Below are 21,529 nucleotides of genomic sequence, written 5' to 3' on the forward strand. Positions count from 1 at the left end.
AAAAATCTTAAATATGAACAAAACACTCAAAACCATTATTTTCATCGCCGCTCTGGTGGCTGCTTTTTACGCAGGCATGAAATTTCAAGCCTATGTTTATGATGATTTATGTCTGGATTTAGGCGGCGGCAAGCAGCCCGGCGGTTATCCGATATGCGTGATTGAACACAAAACCGATCAATAAAATGCCTGTCTGAAAACAGGTTTGAGAATATTTGAAGCTTTTTCAGACGGCCTAATTAATATAAAAATACGACAACAAAAAAGGAAGTAAACCCCATGTTTCTATGGTTAGCACACTTCAGCGACTGGATTTCCGCGCTGAACGTTTTTCAATACACCACATTCCGCGCGGTGATGTCGGCGTTGACCGCTTTGGTCTTTTCACTCTTACTCGGCCCGTGGACCATCCGCAAGCTTACCGAGCTGAAAGTCGGCCAGGCCGTGCGCCACGACGGGCCGCAAACCCACCTGATTAAAACCGGCACGCCCACGATGGGCGGCTCGCTGATTCTTACGGCGATTACCGTGTCTACGCTGCTGTGGGGTAATCTCGGCAACATCTATATTTGGATTCTGCTGCTGGTGTTGCTGGCTACCGGCGCGCTGGGCTTTTACGACGACTGGCGCAAGGTTGTTTATAAAGACCCGAACGGCGTGTCGGCGCGGTTCAAAATGGTGTGGCAGTCGGGCGTGGCATTGGCGGCGGGCTTGCTGCTGTTTTATGTGGCACAGAACTCGGCCAACAATATCCTGATTGTGCCTTTCTTCAAACAAGTCGCCTTGCCGCTGGGCGTGTTCGGCTTTGTTGTGTTGGCTTATCTAACCATTGTCGGCACTTCTAATGCCGTGAACCTCACCGACGGTTTGGACGGCTTGGCCGCCTTCCCCGTGGTGTTGGTGGCGGGTGGTTTGGCGATTTTTGCTTATGCCAGCGGCCACTCCGAATTTGCCGCCTATTTGCAGCAGCCGTATGTGGCGGGCGCGAACGAAGTGGTGATTTTCTGCGCGGCCATGTGCGGCGCGTGTTTGGGCTTTTTGTGGTTCAACGCCTACCCCGCGCAAGTGTTTATGGGCGACGTGGGCGCGCTGGCCTTGGGCGCGGCACTCGGCACCGTGGCCGTGATTATCCGCCAAGAATTCGTGCTGGTGATTATGGGCGGCCTGTTTGTGGTGGAAGCCGTTTCCGTGATGTTGCAAGTGAGCTGGTATAAACGCACGAAAAAACGCATTTTCCTGATGGCGCCGATTCACCACCACTACGAACAAAAAGGCTGGAAAGAAACGCAAGTAGTGGTGCGCTTTTGGATTATTACCATCGTATTGGTGCTGATCGGCTTGAGTACGCTGAAGGTGCGTTAAGGCCGTCTGAAACGATATGACACAACAAACCCTCTATAACTTACTGGGCGGCGAAGCGGGTGTGCAGGAATTGACCGACCGCTTCTACGATTTGATGGATCTGGAGCCGCAATATGCCGAACTGCGCGGACAACACGGCGAAACGCTGGATTATGCCCGCGAACGCCTGTTCCAATTTTTAAGCGGCTGGCTCGGTGGCCCACCGCTGTATGAGCAGGCGCACGGCCATCCGCGCTTGCGCCAGCGGCATTTTCCCTTTGCCGTAAGCATGAACACGCGCAACCAATGGATCGCTTGTTTCGCCCAAGCCTTGCAGGAATTGTCGGTCAAGCCCGCATGGGCACAACCGCTGCTGCTGCGCTTGTTTGTATTGGCCGATTGGATGCGCAACCAAAACGAACCGGAACACGCGCCGCCCATGCCGCCGATGGCGGGGAATCCTGAGGATAGGCTGCCGGAGTTGGTAGCGGTGTTGAAGGCGTTTGGTGTGGCGGGTTTTTTTGAGGCCGTCTGAAAACGATCATGATTGATATGGAAACCGTCCGTCATACTCGGGCTTGACCCGAGTATCTCCCAAACGGCAGGGAGAGGTTTTTCAGACGGCCTGACAGATAACAAGATACTCGGGTCAAGCCCGAGTATGACGAACACATTCAGAGTAATAAAATGAACTGGCAAAACAAAAAAATCCTAGTCGCCGGCTTGGGCGGCACGGGTGTTTCGATGATTGCGTTTTTGCAGCAGCAGGGTGCGCAGGTGGCGGCTTATGATGCCTGTCTGAAAACTGAACGTGAGGCGGAATTAAAGCAGCGGTTTAACGGCTTAAGCTGCTATACAGGCTGTCTGAAAGATGCTTTGGCGCACGGCTTCGATATCCTCGCCCTCAGCCCCGGCATCAGCGAGCGCACGCCTGAAATCGAGGCATTCAAGCAAAGCGGTGGCGTGGTGTTGGGCGACGTGGAAATTTTGGCGCACGAGTTGAAAGGCAAAAGCGACAAAATCATCGCCATCACCGGCAGCAACGGCAAAACCACCGTGACCAGTTTGGTCGGCTATCTGTGCGAAAAATGCGGACTGGACACCGTGGTAGCGGGCAATATCGGCACACCCGTGCTGGAAGCCTATATGCAGCGCGGCGGCAAAGCGGCGGACGTATGGGTGCTCGAGTTATCCAGTTTCCAACTTGAAAACACCGACCATCTTGCCGCCGATGCTGCGGTGGTGCTGAATATTTCCGAAGACCATCTCGACCGCTACGACGATCTGCTCGACTACGCCCATGCCAAAGACAAAATTTTCCGCGGCAGCGGCGTGCAGGTGCTCAATGCAGATGATGTGATGTGCCGCGCCATGAAACGCCCGAACCGCGACATCAAATGGTTTTCTTTGGAAGGGCAGGCCGATTATTGGGCAGATGTTCAAGCAGGCCGTCTGAAAGCCGGCGCGGACGATTTGTTGGACACCGCCGCCATTCCCCTGCAAGGTTTGCACAACGCGGCGAACGTGTTGGCGGCTTTGGCTTTGTGCGAAGCCGTCGGCCTGCCGCGAGCCGAATTGCTGCAACATATTCAAACCTTTAAAGGCTTGCCGCACCGCGTAGAAAAAGTCGGCGAGAAAAACGGCATCACGTTTATCGACGACAGCAAAGGTACCAATGTCGGCGCCACCGCGGCCGCGATTGCCGGTTTGCAAAACCCGTTGGTGTTGATTGCGGGCGGGCAGGGAAAAGGGCAGGACTTCACGCCCCTGCGCGCCGCGCTGCACAACAAAGCCCGCGCCGTGCTGCTGATCGGTGTGGATGCGCCGCTTATCCGCCGCGATTTGACCGGCTGCGGCGTGGATTTGATTGACTGCGCAACGTTGGAAGAAGCGGTTCAGACGGCCTACAAGCTGGCGCAAAGCGGCGATATCGTTTTGCTCAGCCCGGCTTGCGCGAGCTTTGATATGTTCAAAGGCTATGCCCATCGGGCGCAGGTGTTTGTCGAGGCGTTTGAGGCGTTGTAAGGGTTTTCAGACAGGCCTTTTACAAAAGAAACTAAAACAAAGAAGCACCGGTTGGACGGGAAAGCAGACAAAGTGCGTGTCATGACATGCCCTCGGTGAATCCGATGTTTGCAGGGGATGGGAAAATTGAATGAACATTGTGAATCATCAGCCCGAAGAATCGGCCAAACCATTGGAAGAGCGGGATTATTTGCCTTTGCTACTGCTTATGAGCCTTTTCGGCGGCCCTTTGGGAATGGTGGTAGTGTTCATCACCAGATTGTTTTATCACGAGCTTTTGCCCGGCAATTTATATTTTCAAGATTTAGGCATCTTTATGCTGGCAAGCTGGTTGGTTAGTGCTTTGCCGGCCATGATGACAGGTTTTGCCGTGATGGGTCTGAGATTGTTCAGAAGCATTTGGGGCAGCGCCGTTATGACTGTGCTGGGCATGCTGTTTGCCGGCGTGTTTGGTATTTGCCTGGGTACTGCTTCTTTGTTATTTGTTGTGGCCGGCGGCGGCTCGGCGCTTATTTGTTCTGCATTGCTGCCTAAAAGAAAATCATCTGAGAAAGCTTTGGCATAGTTTATATGCCTGTCTGAAACTCTTCGATGGTGAAAAACTCTTTAAGTAGTGAAATAACGACAGCAGTTTTTCAGACAGGCATTGAGTATCTAACCTTGCCAATGCCTGTCTGAACACCGATTATTCAAATTAGATTAAGTTGTATCATGATTACCGAATCCAAACTTCTCGACCGAAAAATCCTCAGAAAAGGCTACCGCTACGACCAAAATTTAATTTGGGTGGTGGTGCTGATGACGGCGTTCAGCATGATGATGATTTATTCGGCATCCATTGCGTACGCCGGACACGACGGCGGCAGCCAGTGGCATTATTTAACGCGCCAGATGATTTTTGTCGGCATAGGTGCTGCTTCGGCGTGGATTACTGCCACTCAAGTGCCTATGCGGGTGTGGAAAAAGGCTACGCCTGTGTTGCTGATAATTAGCTTGGTGTTGCTAATAGTGGTGCTGTTTGGGCGGGAGATTAACGGCGCCAAGCGCTGGATTGCTCTGGGGCCGTTTAATATACAACCTTCGGAAGTGTTCAAGCTCACCACCATTCTTTATTTGGCAAGCTTCTTCACGCGGCGCTCCGAGATTTTGCGCGATTTGAAAAAAGTGTGGTATGTGGGGCTGCCGGTGGTAATCGGCTTGTTTTTGCTGATGATGGAGCCGGATTTCGGTTCGACGGTAGTGGCTTCGGCGATTTTTCTCGGTTTGGTTTACTTGGCGGGCCTGCCGCTCAAATGGTTTGGTATTATTGTGTCGGTAAGCGTGATGGGAATGGGCACATTGATTGTGATTGCGCCTTACCGTATGGCGAGGATCACCTCGTTTCTCGACCCGTTTGAAGACCCGATGGGCAAAGGTTATCAGCTTGCCCATGCTTTGATGGCGATTGCACGCGGCGAATGGTTCGGCGTGGGGTTGGGGGCGAGTTTGGAAAAACGCTTTTACCTGCCCGAAGCGCACACCGACTTTATTCTGGCGGTAATAGCTGAAGAATTTGGCTTTTTCGGAATGCTGGCGTTGATTTGCTGCTATGCGTGGCTGGTGTTGCGCGCGTTTTCCATCGGCAAACAGGCGCGGGATTTGGAGCTTTATTTCAGCGCATTCGTTGCCAAAGGCATCGGAATTTGGCTCGGTATTCAAAGTTTTTTCAATATCGGCGTGAATATCGGCCTGTTACCCACCAAAGGGTTGACGCTGCCGCTGATGTCATACGGCGGCTCGGCGGTCATTGTGATGCTGGTGTGCATGGCGCTCTTGGTGCGGGTAGACTTTGAAAACCGCCAGAAAATGCGCGGCTATAAAATTGAAGGATAAAACATGAGCGGTAAAACTTTTCTTGTGATGGCAGGCGGCACGGGCGGACACATTTTCCCCGCGTTGGCGGTAGCGCAGGCTTTGCAAAAGCGCGGGCACAAAGTGGTGTGGCTGGGGAGCGAAGACGCAATGGAAACGCGCATCGTGCCGCAGCATAATATTCCTTTGGAAACACTGGCGATTAAGGGCGTGCGCGGTAACGGCTTCAAGCGTAAGCTGATGTTGCCCCTTACCTTGATGAAAACCGTTTCCGCAGCGAAGGAAATTATCCGAAAACACAATATCGCCTGTGCCATCGGCTTCGGCGGCTTTGTGACGTTTCCCGGCGGAGTGGCGGCCAAATTAGCCGGCGTGCCGTTGGTGATACACGAGCAAAATGCCGTGGCGGGTTTGTCGAATAAGATGCTTTCCCGCTGGGCGCGCCGTGTGCTGTATGCGTTTCCCAAAGCATTTGACGCACCCGACGGCTTGGTCGGTAACCCCGTGCGTGCCGAAATTTCCGGCATGCCTGAGCCGGAGGCGCGTTTTGCCAAGCGCGATTGCCGATTGAAAGTATTGGTGGTGGGGGGCAGCTTGGGTGCGCAAGTATTAAACGAAACCGTGCCTGCCGCATTGGGTATGCTTCCGCCGGAAAAACGGCCGATTGTGTACCATCAGTCGGGGCGCGGCAAACTGGAGGCTTTGCAGGCGGCATATGCCAAACATGGTGCTGAAGCCGAGTGCAGGGAATTTATCAATGACATGGTAAAAGTATATAGCCATGCCGATGTGGTCATTTGCCGTGCCGGCGCGCTGACGATTGCGGAGCTGACCGCTGCGGGCGTGGGTGCTTTGCTGGTGCCTTATCCTTATGCGGTTGACGATCACCAAACCGCCAATGCCCGCTTTATGGTGAAAGCCGATGCCGGCCTGCTGCTGCCGCAAAACGAGCTCACGGCAGACAAACTTGCCACTATTCTCGGCGGCCTCACGCGCGAACAGTGCCTGACTTGGGCAAAGAACGCGCGCACGCTGGCCATGCCGCATAGTGCGGATGATGTGGCGGATATTGCGGTGCACGTCGCCAATTAGTGGATTGATTCCCCATGCTAAAGGTATATAGAGAATCAGCTTAGAAATAATATGACGGTGTGTTATTAAATAAGTAGTTTGGCTGTCGTCATACAAAAAATGCCTGTCTGAAAACCCGCGTTGTTTGTTTTCAGACAGGCATTTTGATTAAAGGCAGTTTAGAATTTATAACGCAAACCGGCGCTCACTTCATGTGCATTGAAATCAGCAGCCAAGCGGTTGAAGCGGTAGCCTACATCGAGCGTTAGGTTCTCATTAAATTGATAAGCGCCGCCGGCTAAAAAGCCCGAGCCGAATTTGGTTTCATCAGAGGCAGCACGGTCTCCTGCACGGGAAGCGTCCATTTTGATGTTGTTCATTGCCAGGCGCGAACCCATATAAAGCTCGAAATTGTCTGAAACGGGCATGTCGTAAACTACGGAGATGCCGGCGCTTTTGGCTTTCACTTCGGCGTTCAAGCCATTTTGATGGTGGGCGCTCATGTTTTGGTAGTGGGTGTAATCGGCGGCAACACGGATGGTGCCGAAGTCATAACCGGCGCCGATACGCGGTGTGAAGCCGGTTTTTTTGAATTCCAACACTTTGGCATCGGCTTTAACGCGTGAAACGCCCAAATCGCCTTGTATATAAAAGCCTTTGTCTCCGGCAGCCAAGGCCGGGGCGGAAACGGCGGTTAATGCGGCGAGCAGCAAAGCGGTTTTGCGGTAAGTATGTTTCATGATGTTTTCCTTGTAACGTAGTGTGTTGCGGAATGAGTGAAAGCGGCGATAGGCTGTTAAACCGAGCCTTTCAGCCGTGAAATTTATGAGGAATCAATTATAAGGAAATGGCACAAGAGAAAAAGCTTGGCGGGGCTGCGCTTTGGTTAAAGTAAGGTAAAGGTGGATGATTATTGCTATTTGAAATTATTTTAAATGATTTTATTTTTTAGTTTATTGAATTAAAAGAAAAAAATAAAACAGGGTGGAAAATCGCAAGATGAGCGATGAAGAATGCATGATGTGGTAAAGGCGATACAGGTTGAAGCAATGCCTGTCTGAAAATGGTTCAGACAGGCATTTTATTATTGCAATTCGGAGCGTTTGAAATCTCGCGGTCGGAAGCCCAATATACCTAAAGTTGAGAAATAAAGCACTACACCCAGCACAATCAAGCCGAGAAGCTGTAAGGCTTTGCGCCCGCTACCGGCGTTAACCCAATCCATAGGCAGATAATTCAGTGCGGCCCATAAGCCGCCGCCCATTACCAGTAAAGCGGTTGCCAGCTTTAATAGAAACGATGCCCAGCCTTTGGCGGGTTGGTAAATATCTTTAACGCGTAGCAGCACAAACAGCAAACCCGCGTTCAAACAGGCGCCCAAGCCTACGGCAAGCGAAAGACCGACGTGTTGCAACGGGCCGACGAAAGCCAAGTTCATCAATTGGGTAACAACCAGTGTGAAAAGAGCGATTTTTACCGGTGTTTTGATGTTTTGTTGGGCATAGAATGCCGGCGCCAACACTTTTACCATAATCTGGCCGACCACGCAGAATGAGTAGGCCATTAAGGCTTTTTGGGTCATGGTTACGTCGTAAACCGTAAAGCCTTTGCTCATGAAGAGCGTGGAAATCAGCGGGAAAGCCAACACGGTTAAAGCCACGGCGGCCGGCGCGGAAAGCAGGAAACACAGGCGCAAACCCCAGTCGAGCAGCTTGGAAAACTCTTTCGGATTGCGTCCGCCGGCGTGTTTTGAGAGTGTGGGCAGCAGAATGGTACCCAAAGCTACGCCGAGCACGCCGGTGGGTAGTTCGGTTAAGCGGTCGGCATAATACATCCAAGTTACGCTGCCGGTTTGCAGAAAAGAAGCAAAAATAGTGCTGATAATCAAGGAAATCTGGGTAACACTGGCAGCGAAAATGGCCGGCCCCATTTTGGTGATCACGCGAATAACGGCGGCATTTTTGAAATCGAGCTTGGGTATTTTCAAAAAGCCTTGCTTGGCCAGCCAAGGCAGCTGGAAACCCAATTGCAGCAGGCCGCCTACAAACACTGCCCATGCCAAAGCCATAATCGGCGGGTCGAAATAGGGCACGAAAAACAGCGAGAACACAATAAACGAGATATTCAGCAGCGTGGGTGTAAACGCAGGAATGCTGAATTTATGGTAGGTGTTTAGAATCGAACCGACAAAAGAAGAGAGGGAAATAAACAGAATGTAAGGCGCCATCACGCGCAAAAGGTCTGAGGCCAGCATGGCTTTTTCCGGCGTTTTGGCAAAGCCGGTGGCCGTGGCATAAATAATCCACGGAGCGGCCAACACGCCGATGGCGGTAACGATGGTCAGCGCAAAAGTGAGCATCCCGGCGACGTGCTGCACGAAATCACGGGTTGCTTCGGGCGAGCGGGTTTGCTTGTATTCGGCCAAAATCGGCACAAAAGCCTGTGAGAATGCGCCTTCTGCAAAAATACGACGCAACATATTGGGCAGTTTGAACGCCACAAAAAAAGCATCGGTAGCGGCCGAAGCGCCGAAAACCCGTGCAATAATCATATCGCGTATAAAGCCGAGTATGCGCGATACCATGGTTAGGCTGCTGACTTTGGCCAGCGCGTTGAGTAAGTTCATGATGTTGTGAAAATCAGGTTAACCAAATTATGACTGGTTGATTGTTTATCAATGCCTGTCTGAAAACGAGCAACGCAGGTTTTCAGACAGGCATTTGCTGTGTAAGACAGATGGGCAGGCTTAGAAAGTGTAGCCCGTTTCCAGTTCGTCATCGCCGACCAGCTCCACTAAAATTGCGTATAAAGGCGCAAGTTCGGCATAGCGGCGGGAAGCGCGGCGAAGGTAATTCAAAAAGCGCGGAATTTCAGGGCGGTATTTGTCTTTGCCGTCGCGATAGTATAAGCGGGCGAAGATACCGGCCACTTTCAGATGGCGCTGAACACCCATCCATTCGAACCAGCGGTAAAATTCATCAAACAAGGCAGGCACAGGCAGCCCGGCTTCACGGGCTTTTTCCCAATAGCGGATGACCAAATCCAGCACGAATTCTTCTTCCCACTCGATAAACGCATCACGCAGCAGCGATACCAAATCATAAGAAATCGGCCCGTAAAGCGCATCCTGAAAGTCTAATACGCCCGGTCTGCCCGGTTGCAGCATCAGGTTGCGCACGATGAAATCGCGGTGCACATAAACCTGGGGTTGCGCCAAAAGTGGCGGCAGCAGCGTTTCCACGGTTTGCTGCCATAATCCGCGCTGTTTGAAGTTTAATGACTTGCCTAATTCCTTGGCGACAAACCATTCAGGAAATAGATTGATTTCACGTAACATCACTTCGCGGTCATATTCCGGCAACACGCCTTGGCGGCTGTTTTGCTGCAAAACCACCAGTTCGTCGATTGCCTCCAACAGCAGCGCCTTATGCGCTGCTTCGCTCGGGTCAATCTGCATGGCGGTTAAAAACGTGGTATTGCCCAAGTCGCCAAGCGCAACAAAGCCTTGCGCTTCATCCGCGTGCAGAACTTTCGGTACATTTACCATATCAAAGAGCTTTTGCACTTTCAGATAAGGCGCTACGCTCATTTTATCGGGTGGCGCGTCCATGCAGACAATGCTGCGCCCGTCGTCGAATACGGCGCGGAAATAGCGGCGGAAATCCGCATCCGCCGCGGCAAAAGACAAGGTAAACTGATCGGCCGGATAAACCGTTTCCAGCCAGTTTTTTAATTCGTTTTCTCGTTGCATAGGTGTTTTCGGGTTAAAATAAACGTTATTTTAACTGGCAAAACCGATTTAAGGTGATATTTTGGCACGCTTGTTTACATTAAAACCCGTTGTACTCGCTTTAGGCATGGCTTTTAGCGCAGGGTCGGTCTATGCCGATGACCTTTCTTTGGGCGAAACCTGCCTGCTTTGCAATCCGGAGAAAATTCAGGCTGCTGCCGGAGAAAAACCGCAGGTGAAAACCAGCGGCGAAGATAAACTGCCTGCCGATTACACGAGAATCACGGCGGATAAGGTGCAAGGGCAAAGCAAGGTTGCCGTGGCGGCGCAGGGTGATGTCATCGTGGAGCATAACGATAAAGTGCTCAATGCGGCATGGGTGGAATATGACCAAACCCGTGACATCGTGCGTGCCGGCGATTCGTTTGTGCTGTATGAAAACGGTTCGACTGTAACCGGCGAAAAGCTTGAATACAATCTGGCGAAAGGTACGGGCTCTACCGAGAACGCCCGTCTTGAAGCCGAACATGAAGGCCGCCGCCTACAATCGGTAAGCGAAAAAGCTGAATTGAAAGGCAAAGACCAATATGTTTTGCACAACACCAAATTCAACACCTGCTCGCGTGGTGATGCCAGCTGGTATATTGCCGCGAGCAGCATCGAAGCGGACTACGAAAAAGGTGTAGGCGTAGCCAAAAACGCTAAATTGGTATTCGGCGGCGTGCCGGTGCTTTACATGCCGTGGGCGGATTTTCCGCTTAACGGCAAGCGCAAAAGCGGCTTGCTGGTGCCTACCTTAAAAATAGGTTCGGACGGCACGGAAGTTGAGCTGCCATATTATTTCAACTTGGCGCCGAATTATGATGCAACGCTTGCGCCGGGTCTGATTTCAGGCAGGGGTGTGAAATTGCGTGGTGAATTCCGCTATCTCACGCCGAAACTGCGCGGTGAAACCTCTGCAACTTGGATGCCGAACGACAGGCGCAGCGAACATAACAACCGCTATCATGCCAAATGGCAACACCAGCAAACCATCACGCCGTCTGTGAGCGCGGGCGTGGATTTCAACCAAGTGTCAGATGACGATTATTTCCGCGATTTTTACGGCAGAAACGACATTGCCACCAATGTCAATCTCAACCGCCAAATATGGCTGAACCACAATATGCGCCTGCTCGACGGCTCGCTCGATAGCTACGCTACTGTGCAAAAATACCAAACGCTGGCCAATGCTAACGGCTACAAAGACGAACCTTATGCCCTGATGCCGCGGTTGAGTACCCGTTGGCAAAAAAATTTCGGCAATCTGCAATTCAATGCGTTCGGCCAGTTTACCCGCTTCCAGCATGACGACAAGCAGTCGGGTAACCGTATAGTGGTTTACCCGAGCGCAAGCTGGAACTTCCATAATGATTGGGGCTTTGTGACGCCTAAAGTCGGCGTACATTACACTCATTACAATCTTGATGCATTTGGCGGTAGAAACAGCCGTTCAGCTTCCCGAGTGCTGCCGGTCATTAATATAGATGCAGGTATGACATTCGAACGCCCTACTTCATTATGGGGTAAAGATTATGTGCAAACGCTGGAACCGCGCTTGTTTTATAACTATATTCCTACCAAGTCGCAAAATGATTTGCCCAATTTTGATTCGTCGGAAAACAGCTTCAGCTACGAGCAATTATTCCGTGAAAACCTTTATTCGGGTAACGACCGCATCAATTCGTCCAACAGTTTGGCCACTGCCATACAAACCCGTTATCTCGACCGGCAAACCGGCGCAGAACGTTTTCGCGCCGGTATCGGGCAGAAATTTTATTTCACTACCGACAGCGTGGCTTTGAGCGGGCGTATTGAAGAGTATCCGCGTAACCGTTCCGATTGGATAGCGTTCGGCCACGGTCGCATCACCGACACCGTAAGCGGCCATGCTTTGGTGCATTACAATCAGAACAAAGAGCGTTTCGACAACATCGATACCGGGTTGCGTTACAATCCCGAGCAAGGCAAGGTATTGAGCGCGCGTTATAAATATGGCCGCTACGAACCGATTTACTTGGAGCAAAACGCCGACGGCACATCGCAATATGTGTATGAAAAGCTCAGGCAGGTTGATCTGGCCGCACAATGGCCGTTACGTCCCAATCTCTATGCTGTTGCCCGCTTTAATTACGGCTTGGATGTGAAAAAACCTCTGGAGCAGCTTATCGGGCTGGAATACAAGAGCGGCTGCGGTTGTTGGAGCGCCAGCGTGGTGGCGCAGCGTTATGTAAACGGTTTGGATTCGGCTAAAAACAGTACATACAAAAACGCTGTGTTTCTCAATCTCCAGCTGAAAGATTTAAGCAATATCGGCAGTAACCCCTACAACGAGCTGAGTCGCGCGATTCCCGGCTACAGCCAAAGCAACGAGGTGATAAAAAAATGAAAGTAAAACAACTGATTCTGGCTTTAGTGGCCGCTACCGCCATCGGCGCACAGGCTGCCGACATCAAATACGTTGACGGAGTGGCCGCTATTGCCGATAACGACGTGATTACACAGCGCAACCTGCAGGCCGCGATTGCGCGCAGCGTGAAGCCGAAAGGCATGAGCGATACGGATCACCGCAAAGAAGTGCTCACCCAATTAATCAATCAGTCGTTGGTGGCCCAAGCAGGCAAGCGCCGCAATATCGTGGCTGAAGATGCAGAAATTGATAGCGTGATTGCGCAAACGGCTGCCAGCCGCAAAATTTCCGTAGAGAAACTGTATGCCACATCCGGTTTAAGCCGCGATGCCTTGCGTCAAAATGTGGCAGACAGCATCATTGCGAATAAAGTGCAGAAGCAAGTTGCCGCAGAAAATGCCCGCGTCAGCGATGCCGAAGTAAATGCAGCGATTGCCGATGCACAGGCTAAAGGCCAGGCGCTGCCCGAAGGCGAAGCCATCCGCCAATACCGTGCACAACATATCTTGGTGAAAGCAGGTCAGAATGACCCGACGGCAGAAACGGCTATCCGTCAAATTTGGCAACAGGCGCGCAGCGGTAAAAACTTCGACCAACTTGCACGCCAATATTCGCAAGACAGCAGTGCTGCAGCGGGCGGAGATTTGGGTTGGTTTACTGACGGTCAAATGGTGCCTGAATTTGAAAATGCCGTGCATCAGCTTAAACCCGGCCAAGTCAGCCCGCCCGTACGTTCCCAATTTGGCTGGCACATCGTTAAGCTGAACGAAGTGCGTGAGGCCGGTACACCCGAAGAGCGCACACATATGGCCGTACGCCGCGCTTTAGAGCAACAAAAAGCCCAGACTGCCACTTACAAATTGCTACAGGATCTGCATAAAAACGCTTATATAGATATCCGCGTACAGTGAGTTGGTTTGAAGCAATGCCTGTCTGAAAAATTTTCAGACAGGCATTTGCCTAATTAAAGGGAAAGAAAATAAAAAAGCATGTTGTAAAATAACAAAAAAGTCGAAGAAATCTTGTAGTAATAAGCACGAATAAGGTAAAGTATCGCCTTCAGAAAGCGGCATTCTGCCGGCCTAAAAAATTAAGCATCCGTTGATTTAAAACGGATTAAGGCTTCACAAATACAAGGATAAACAATGAAAGGCGACATTGGTGTAATCGGTTTGGCTGTAATGGGCCAGAACCTGATTCTCAACATGAACGACAAAGGCTTTAAAGTTGTTGCCTACAACCGAACCACTTCCAAAGTAGACGAATTCATCAACGGAGCCGCACAAAACACTCAGATTATCGGCGCTTATTCCCTGCAAGATTTTATAGAAAAGCTGGAAAAACCCAGAAAAATCATGCTGATGGTTCGTGCTGGCTCCGTGGTTGACGAATTCATCCGGCAATTGGTACCGCTTTTGGATAAAGGTGACATCATTATCGATGGCGGTAATGCCAATTATCCCGATTCCACCCGCAGAACACACGAGTTGGCCGGAAAAGGCATTTTATTTGTCGGTGCCGGCGTTTCCGGCGGTGAAGAAGGTGCGCGCAACGGCCCGTCGATTATGCCGGGCGGGAATGCCGAGGCATGGCCGCATGTGCAGCCGATTTTGCAGGCGATTGCCGCCAAAACGCCAAACGGCGAGCCTTGTTGTGACTGGGTGGGGGCAGATGGTGCCGGTCATTTTGTGAAAATGGTGCATAACGGTATCGAATACGGCGATATGCAGCTGATTTGTGAAGCTTACCAGTTTATGAAAGACGGCTTGGGCATGTCTTATGAGGAAATGCACCAAATATTCAGCCAATGGAACACAACCGAGTTGGATTCCTACCTGATCAAGATTACTGCCGATATTCTTGGTTTCAAAGATGAAAACGGCGGTGCGCTGGTTGAAAAAATCCTCGATACCGCAGGCCAAAAGGGCACAGGAAAATGGACGGGTATCAATGCACTGGATTTGGGTATCCCGCTCACCTTAATCAGTGAGGCCGTGTTTGCCCGTTGCGTGTCTGCATTTAAAGCGCAGCGTTGTGAAATGCACGCGCTGTTTGGTAAAACCATCCGGCCTGTTGCCGGAGATAAAGCCGAATGGGTGGAGGCCTTGCGCCAAGCTTTGCTGGCTTCAAAAATTATTTCTTATGCACAAGGCTTTATGCTGATTCGTGAAGCAAGCGAAATCAATAACTGGTCGTTGGATTACGGTAAAACCGCGCTGCTTTGGCGCGAAGGCTGCATCATCCGTAGTGCATTTTTGGGCAATATCCGTGATGCTTACGAAGCCAATCCCGATTTGATTTTCCTCGGGGCTGACCCTTATTTTAAAGGCATTTTGGAACAATGCCTGCCCGCATGGCGTAAAGTGGTGGCAAAATCTATTGAAACCGGTTTGCCCATGCCTTGCATGGCTTCCGCTATTACGTTTCTTGACGGCTATACCACCGAGCGTTTGCCCGCCAACTTGCTGCAAGCCCAGCGCGATTACTTTGGTGCGCACACATACGAGCGCATAGATCAACCGCGCGGTGAATTTTTCCATACCAATTGGACCGGAAAAGGCGGTGATACGGCTTCAACTACATATCATGTATAAGTTTCAAAGCCGTATAACTGTTTAAGCTTTCTTAAAACAATGCCTGTCTGAAAACGTGTTTTCAGACAGGCATTGTTTTATTGAAGGCTATTTGAAATGCCCTGCATTAAGCTGGACATTGTTAGGCAAAACTGCAAATTTTACCGGTTGGAATGCGCTGCCGCTGCCGTCGGCATCATAATAAAGAGTATTGCCTTTTTGGATAACGCGCGTGGCGGGTGTTTCCGCACCTGCCTTGGCAAACCAGGCTGCCGGCGGATTATTGCCGGTGAGGGCGGGATGCAGGCTGATTTTATCGCCTTCGTTGGGATTGAAGTCTTTCAGTATGTTTATATTTTCCGTGTCGCTCAATTTGCTGCTGAACACGAATGTGTCCGCGCCTGCGCCGCCGTTTAATACGTCATGTCCGTAACCGCCATCCAGAGTGTCGTTGCCTGCGCCGCCGTTTAATACATTGGCTTGGGCGTTGCCGGTGATTATGTCATCTTGTGGGCCGCCGCTTCCGTTGATGGCTTGGTTACCTATTAACACCAAGGTGTTGTCTTTACCGTTTAAGCTGTGGTTGTGAATGGCATATACAGTTTGATTGCGGCGGGTGATGCCGTTTGCTCCGACCTGCAAGCCCTCCAATTTTTTTCCTCCGTTTACTGTTGCGCCGCCGTTTTCATGTTTGCGGATCAGCTCGCTGAAATGCGTACCTTGTGTGCCTAAAACAATGTTGTTTTTCAGGCTTAGGCCGGTAATGTGGCCGATGATGTTTCTGGCCGGGAAATCGAATGAGCCGTCGCTGCTTTTTTTGTTCCAACCTTTGGATGTGTCGGCACCCACATACAATACGGGCGCAGCAGGAAAGGAGGGGGCAATGATGTTGCCGGAAATGCTCACGTTTTTGGTGCTGCCGTTGCCTCCGTTGTAATGTATCGGCAGCCCGGTAGTATAGGCAGCGCGTTCGCCTGAAGCAGAAGCTCTGTCCCAAATGGCTTCCAAGCCCAGCGCGCTGCCTTTGGCGGAGCCGGAAATGATGTTGTCGGTAATGTTGTTGTCGCTGGTATCGGAGCCTGCGTAAATCAGCCATTTACCCGGCTCATGCCTGCCTGACGGTTTGGCTGCATCGAGGTGGTTGCGGGTAATGGTGTTGTGATTGCTGCCTTGCACGGCAATGATTAATGCTTGGCCGACAAAGCGGGTGCTGTTGATGATGTTGCCGCTGATGGTATTGTGATCAGCGTTGTAACCGAGTAACACACCGGCCGATAGGGCGTCGGTGAGCAGGTTGTTTTTAATGGCGACATTAAACACGTTGTTTTGTAGGGAAATGTTGCGGGTATTGTTGGTAAGGTAGTTGTGGCTGATGGTGCTGTTGCCGCTTACTTCGTTAAAGCCGATACCGTAGCGGCCGCCATCGATATAGTTGCCTTGAATGGTGATATTGGCTGCTTTGGCCTCCGGATTGGTTTCTGCTACTTTGCCGTTACCTTTGGCGTAAAGGCTCCAGCGGCCTAAGTCTTGGCCGGCAGGCACATCTTTTGCCGCTGCTTCATATAGGCGCTTCTCGGCCTGCGTTTTGCTTTTTGGCGCTATGGGATAGCCGCCCACATAAATGGCCGTGCCGCCGCTGCCGCGCTCCATTTTGCCGTCGGGCATAATGATTCGGTTGTTTAAGACGGATACATTGTTGGTGCTTAAGCGGTTGTTGGGGTTGGAAACGCCGGTAATGGAGATGGCGGCTTTGTCATTGGCGCCGGTGTTGTAAACCGTGTTGTTGCTGATGGTTGTGTGCTGCGTGCCTTGCGCCAGAATGCCGCTTAGCGGGCGGTTGTTCATATTCAGCACCAAGCCGTCGATGGTTGAGTTTTGCAAGCCGGTTTCAAATTTTACGGCTGATTCGCGCACTCCGGCGCCAACCTGAATCGTGCTGCCGTTGCCATGCAGATATTTCACGCCTTGCAAAACTTTGATTTGAGATTCGCTGGTGTAAGTTTGATTGACACCCAGTTTCACACCTAATCCTGCTTTTTTCGCGGAAATCATAGCCTTATTGACGGCAGCTGAAATTTCGCCGCTGCCGCTGTAAAAAGCGGCAGCCGGTACATAACCGGCTTTGGCAAAATAAGCACTCCAGCCGCTGAGACCTGCGTTGGTATCGCCGTTGCCGTCTTTTTGAAACAGGGCATGATGTTTGCCATCGCTGATAATCAGGTAACGCAGTGCCGGGTCTTGCGCGGCTTTTTGCGCTTCACCGAGGTTGGCAACAATTTTAAAACGCTGCCCCTGAGGGATGTGGCTGGTTGCGAAGGTTTGAGCAGATTCAGCAGTAGCGGCGGCTACGGCAGGATAGGCTTCAAAATAGAAATCAATCGGCATGGATAAGAAAAACATAGGCTTGGCATGTAATCTTTTGGTTTTGGTAATTTAAAGTGCCACCATTTGTTAAGAAAGCGGGCGATCTGTGGCCATGAAACTTGTATAGTCAATCAACACATTGATACCAGGCAGCAAGCCGAAGACAGTACAAGTTAAGTTGATTGATTATAGTGGTAAAAATAAGTTTAATGCCCGTAGCTATAGTGTATCCCGATATTATGTAAGTCTATGTGAATCATGCGCTATTTTTTTGAAAGTCGGTTTCAGAGGGGCATAAGCGGATTGATTTGACTATAGATTTTGAAAAGCCAATGCCTGTCTGAAACATTTTCAGACAGGCATTGGTTATTTATTTAAATTGTCGTAAAAAATCAGTGTTCAGTATTGTGAAGCTTTTTCGTCAATACAAAAACCATTTCTTTGCTGCGCGGGCGGTTGCCTTGCCATACTTTCTGCCAGCCGGAAGGTGGAATATCTTCAATATGGGTACGGACAAGCTTGTAAGTGCAGCTTTCATCTTGAATGCGTAAAGGTAGGCGGCTGTATTCGCCCCATGCCAAACGCGCGGTGTGTTCATTTTTAGGAATGTTGATGCATGCTGTGCCTCTTTGTAAATCAGCAGGTGCGGCAGCTTCCATCTGCTCAACTACCGGGCGGTAGCTCTTAGCCTGATCCAGCCAATGGAGAAACAGGGTCATTAGTAATGCCCATACTAATGTCATGCCTGCGGCCCAGTTGGTTACAGCTTGTCGCCCGCGGATATTTTTCCGCGTGATGGCCCATAGCCAGATCGGGCTGAATAAAACAGCCACCAGCATGGGAATCAGCGCAATATGAGGTGTGTAAAACGGGCTGAAATAAGCGGCACGTTCGGCCAGTTTGGCAGGCCAGCCATAATTCATAGCAAAAAAGCCCACCCATAGAAACACGGCGGCTAAGCCGAAAGTCATGATGCCGAACCAGTTGAGAAAGGCGGCAGGGCCGCGGCGTAGGCTGTCGAGTCGAGCGGCACCCAAAAGCGCGAGCGGTGGCAAAATCCATAGCAAATTATCTTGATGAGACGACGGATCTGCGGCTAACAGCAGCCCCATCTCCGCCAGCCATGCCAAGGAAAGCGCCATCCATGGCTCTTTTGCCAGATCGCCGCGCAAAAGTGTCCAAATAGTCAGAGGCCAAGCGGGGAAGGCAAACCATAACAGGTTTTTCAGATAATATCCCGCGCTAAATGCTACTCGGAAGTTTTCAAATCCACCAAAGCTACCAAACGCGTGATACAAACGCCATGTTTCAAATGCGACGGGGTCGGTTTTAAACAAAGCGGAAGGGTAAACCGCCATCAGCGGCAAGCCTACTGCCAGTGCGCCAAAAAGCGAAATATAGTACCGTTTATGCTGCCAATGCGGGCTGGACAGCAAAGAAACCGCGGTTAGTACAACAGCCAGCGGCACTAAATAGCCGGCAGAAAGTGAAAGTAATGCCAGCCCGACACCCAAGAGCAAGGAGGCCATAATAACGCGGGTACGTGCCAGTGCAAATCCATATAAAATCAAGCCCAGCGCGGCAAATTGTACAGACATATTACCCAACATATGTGCCGCGCCAATCAAGCCTGCCGAGCCGACCATAATCAGCACTACGCTGCGTCCCTGATGGCGGCCAAGCAAATGAAAGCCAGCCATGCCTGAGGCAGTCAGGCCTATAACGGTAAAAATCACGCTGGCGAATCGGGAGGCGGAATAAGCATCTGCCAGCCAAGGTGAAAAGAGTTGGCGGCAGACTGCAGCCAGCCAGATATATACAGGTGATACTTTGTAAAGCGGCTCGCCCAATGCAGTAGGCAGCCAAGCGCGCCCACCAGCCAACATTTCATTGATGGAGGCATTAACCGTAGGTTCGGCAGGATTCCATAAATCATGTGAAAACACGCCGGGCCACAACCAAGCACATACCAGTAGCAGTAGCAGCCACGGTTTCTCATGGGTAGGGGCGGGAGGGCGTTGGTCGGGGGGCAGATAAGTCAGCATAATGCGATAGGCGTGTTGCTTGATGGAAAGAGTTTAGCAGGATTATTGTGAAATTACTTTAAAGTGTAATGGTTTCTGAATTTTCCGGCTGTTTCGCCAGCGGTTAAAAAAGGCTGCCGAAGCAGCCTTTTTTGCAATTTATCCAAAGATTAACGTTTGAACATATTGCCGTATTTTTGTTTGAATTTGTCCACTCGGCCGGTGGTATCAACGATTTTTTGTTGGCCGGTGTAGAAAGGATGGCATTGTGAGCAAACCTCAATGGTGAAGTTTTCTTTTTCCATTGCAGATTTGGTTACGAATTTGTTACCGCAAGAGCAGGTTACGTTTACATCATGGTAATCGGGATGAACACCTTGTTTCATTTTCATTTCCTTTTGGTTAGCGGGCATAGGGGTTGTGCCTATGCTTCAGATGAGATAAGGGCGGGATTATCGCAACTTATTGGTGTTTTGGCAAGTTTTTCATTGTAATGGGAATGCCTGTCTGAAAATAACCGCTACGTCCGAGCTTATTTCATTTCAGACATAGCGGCTATTTTCAGACAGGCATATTGGCTGTTGGTTAAACTTATGCTCTCCGCCAAGTTGTGCCGTTGGCACCGTCTTCGAGAATGATGTTTTCTGCTGTGAGCAAATCGCGGATGCGGTCGGACTCGGCCCAATTTTTCTCGGCGCGTGCCTGTTTGCGTTGGGCAATCAGGTTTTCTATTTCTTCATTGCAAAGTGAGCCTGAAGCGGCGCAGCCCTGTAAGAATTCCAGCGGATCACGCTCTAACAAACCGATAATACCGCCCAATGCTTTCAGGCATCCGGCAAGCTCTGCACTGTTGGTTTTATTGACTTCGTTTGCCAGCTCAAACAATACGGCCACGGCTTCCACCGTGCCGAAATCATCGTTCATGGCGGCGAAGAAGCGGCGGGTGTAGTCGTTGGTGTTTTCGTTTACTGAACATTCCGCAGGTGGCGTGTTTTTCAACGCGGTATAGAGGCGGGTAAGCGCGCCTTTGGCATCGTCCAGATGGGCATCGGAATAGTTCAGCGGGCTGCGGTAGTGTGCGCGTAAAATGAAGAAACGCACCACTTCGGCATCATATGCTTTCAGCACATCGCGGATAGTGAAAAAGTTGCCCAATGATTTCGACATTTTTTCGCCATCTACACGGATAAAACCGTTGTGCAGCCAGTATTTAACGTGGCTTTCAATGGTTTTTCCGCCGTGGTTGTGGCCGCAGCTGCCGCCATGGGCACCGCAGCTTTGGGCAATTTCGTTTTCATGGTGGGGGAACTGTAAATCTGCGCCGCCACCATGGATATCGAAAGTATCGCCGAATAATTCTTCGCTCATGGCTGAGCATTCAATGTGCCAACCGGGGCGGCCTTGCCCCCACGGGCTTTCCCAGGCCGGCTCGCCGGGCTTGGCGGCTTTCCATAACACGAAATCCAGAGGATCGCGTTTGAATCCGTCCACTTCGACACGCTCGCCGGCGCGCAGGTCGTCCAGCGATTTGCCGGAAAGCTGACCGTAGGCGGAGAATTCGCGTACGGCGTAATAAACGTCGCCGTTTTCGGCGGGATAGGCTTTTCCGTTGTCAATCAGGCGTTGAATCATAGCCAGCATCTGCCGCACATGTTCGGTGGCTTTGGGTTCGACATCGGGGCGGATCACGCCCAAAGCGGCTGCATCTTCGTTCATGGCTTGGATGAAACGCGCGGTCAGTTCGCCGATGGTTTCGCCGTTTTCTGCGGCGCGCGCGATGATTTTGTCGTCAATATCGGTGATGTTGCGCACATAAGTGAGCGGATAGCCGCACTGGCGCAACCAGCGGGCAATCATGTCGAACACGACCATTACGCGGGCGTGCCCTAAATGGCAATAGTCATAAACGGTCATGCCGCATACATACATGCGCACGTTTTCGGGGTTGAGTGGAACGAACTGTTCTTTTTGACGGGTTAGGGTGTTGTAAACAGTAAGCATACAGTTTGACTCTGTGTTGGAAGTTGGGTAAGTGTTTCGGGAATTTGTTTGGAAAATGATGCGGCTTATTATATTAATTGGAATATATAACTGCCGTTTC

The 21,529-nt window shown here is 50.9% G+C and carries 17 protein-coding genes; 10 read left to right on the forward strand and 7 right to left on the reverse strand.

Going from position 1 to position 21,529, the window contains the following annotated elements; all coding sequences use genetic code 11:
* The first annotated feature begins 13 nt into the window (after positions 1-13).
* The 7 genes from AKG09_RS11830 to murG all read left to right on the forward strand — a co-directional run bounded on the left by AKG09_RS11830 (position 14) and on the right by murG (position 6,309).
* On the forward strand, positions 14-184 hold the full coding sequence (locus tag AKG09_RS11830) for a hypothetical protein (RefSeq protein WP_156320779.1): 171 nt from the start codon (positions 14-16) through the stop codon (positions 182-184).
* Positions 185-279: 95 nt separating this feature from the next.
* Positions 280-1,362, forward strand: a complete 1,083-nt coding sequence (mraY, locus tag AKG09_RS02665; RefSeq protein WP_054617946.1) for a phospho-N-acetylmuramoyl-pentapeptide-transferase — start codon at positions 280-282, stop codon at positions 1,360-1,362.
* Between the two features lie 16 nt (positions 1,363-1,378).
* Positions 1,379-1,876 carry a group II truncated hemoglobin gene (locus AKG09_RS02670; RefSeq protein ID WP_054617947.1) on the forward strand — a complete coding sequence of 166 codons (498 nt, stop codon included), beginning with the start codon at positions 1,379-1,381 and terminating at the stop codon, positions 1,874-1,876.
* Between the two features lie 152 nt (positions 1,877-2,028).
* On the forward strand, positions 2,029-3,366 hold the full coding sequence (gene murD, locus AKG09_RS02675) for a UDP-N-acetylmuramoyl-L-alanine--D-glutamate ligase (protein WP_054617948.1): 1,338 nt from the start codon (positions 2,029-2,031) through the stop codon (positions 3,364-3,366).
* Between the two features lie 130 nt (positions 3,367-3,496).
* Positions 3,497-3,931 carry a hypothetical protein gene (locus AKG09_RS02680; RefSeq protein ID WP_054617949.1) on the forward strand — a complete coding sequence of 145 codons (435 nt, stop codon included), beginning with the start codon at positions 3,497-3,499 and terminating at the stop codon, positions 3,929-3,931.
* Between the two features lie 146 nt (positions 3,932-4,077).
* Positions 4,078-5,238 carry a putative lipid II flippase FtsW gene (gene ftsW, locus AKG09_RS02685; protein WP_054617950.1) on the forward strand — a complete coding sequence of 387 codons (1,161 nt, stop codon included), beginning with the start codon at positions 4,078-4,080 and terminating at the stop codon, positions 5,236-5,238.
* A 3-nt stretch (positions 5,239-5,241) separates the two neighbouring features.
* Positions 5,242-6,309 (forward strand): undecaprenyldiphospho-muramoylpentapeptide beta-N-acetylglucosaminyltransferase, encoded by a 1,068-nt coding sequence (gene murG, locus AKG09_RS02690; RefSeq protein ID WP_054617951.1) that lies wholly within the window; start codon positions 5,242-5,244, stop codon positions 6,307-6,309.
* Between the two features lie 158 nt (positions 6,310-6,467).
* On the opposite strand, the gene AKG09_RS02695 is transcribed toward murG, so the two are convergent.
* The 3 genes from AKG09_RS02695 to amgK form a co-directional block, all read right to left on the reverse strand.
* A complete protein-coding gene (locus AKG09_RS02695) occupies positions 6,468-7,028 on the reverse strand; it encodes an opacity family porin (protein WP_054617952.1) in 561 nt (186 codons plus the stop codon).
* A 344-nt stretch (positions 7,029-7,372) separates the two neighbouring features.
* Entirely contained in the window at positions 7,373-8,914 is a 1,542-nt protein-coding gene (gene murJ / locus AKG09_RS02700) for a murein biosynthesis integral membrane protein MurJ (RefSeq protein ID WP_054617953.1), read from the reverse strand.
* A gap of 120 nt (positions 8,915-9,034) precedes the next feature.
* Positions 9,035-10,039, reverse strand: coding sequence for an N-acetylmuramate/N-acetylglucosamine kinase AmgK (gene amgK / locus AKG09_RS02705; protein WP_054617954.1), 1,005 nt, complete (start codon positions 10,037-10,039; stop codon positions 9,035-9,037).
* Between the two features lie 61 nt (positions 10,040-10,100).
* Between amgK and AKG09_RS02710 the strand changes: the two genes are divergently transcribed.
* The 3 genes from AKG09_RS02710 to gnd all read left to right on the forward strand — a co-directional run bounded on the left by AKG09_RS02710 (position 10,101) and on the right by gnd (position 15,061).
* Complete coding sequence (locus AKG09_RS02710) at positions 10,101-12,446, forward strand: LPS-assembly protein LptD (protein ID WP_054617955.1); 2,346 nt, start codon at positions 10,101-10,103, stop codon at positions 12,444-12,446.
* The gene (locus AKG09_RS02715; RefSeq protein WP_054617956.1) at positions 12,443-13,378 is read left to right on the forward strand and encodes a peptidylprolyl isomerase; all 936 of its coding nucleotides are present in this window, start codon (positions 12,443-12,445) and stop codon (positions 13,376-13,378) included. The genes AKG09_RS02710 and AKG09_RS02715 overlap by 4 nt, the downstream gene beginning before the upstream one ends.
* 234 nt (positions 13,379-13,612) lie before the next feature.
* The gene (gene gnd, locus AKG09_RS02720; RefSeq protein WP_054617957.1) at positions 13,613-15,061 is read left to right on the forward strand and encodes a decarboxylating NADP(+)-dependent phosphogluconate dehydrogenase; all 1,449 of its coding nucleotides are present in this window, start codon (positions 13,613-13,615) and stop codon (positions 15,059-15,061) included.
* An 87-nt stretch (positions 15,062-15,148) separates the two neighbouring features.
* Here the strand turns inward: gnd and AKG09_RS12160 are convergent, their stop codons facing one another.
* From AKG09_RS12160 to cysS, 4 genes are all read right to left on the reverse strand, one after another.
* Positions 15,149-17,440, reverse strand: a complete 2,292-nt coding sequence (locus AKG09_RS12160) for a NosD domain-containing protein (protein WP_054617958.1) — start codon at positions 17,438-17,440, stop codon at positions 15,149-15,151.
* A 356-nt stretch (positions 17,441-17,796) separates the two neighbouring features.
* Complete coding sequence (locus tag AKG09_RS02730) at positions 17,797-19,449, reverse strand: glycosyltransferase family 39 protein (RefSeq protein ID WP_054617959.1); 1,653 nt, start codon at positions 19,447-19,449, stop codon at positions 17,797-17,799.
* A 149-nt stretch (positions 19,450-19,598) separates the two neighbouring features.
* Positions 19,599-19,814, reverse strand: a complete 216-nt coding sequence (gene rpmE, locus AKG09_RS02735) for a 50S ribosomal protein L31 (RefSeq protein ID WP_040666761.1) — start codon at positions 19,812-19,814, stop codon at positions 19,599-19,601.
* A gap of 205 nt (positions 19,815-20,019) precedes the next feature.
* Positions 20,020-21,429 carry a cysteine--tRNA ligase gene (gene cysS / locus AKG09_RS02740; RefSeq protein WP_054617960.1) on the reverse strand — a complete coding sequence of 470 codons (1,410 nt, stop codon included), beginning with the start codon at positions 21,427-21,429 and terminating at the stop codon, positions 20,020-20,022.
* Positions 21,430-21,529: the final 100 nt, after the last annotated feature.

Origin of the sequence: Neisseria sp. 83E34, from assembly GCF_001308015.1 — a bacterium.
Taxonomy (GTDB): Bacteria; Pseudomonadota; Gammaproteobacteria; order Burkholderiales; family Neisseriaceae; genus Neisseria.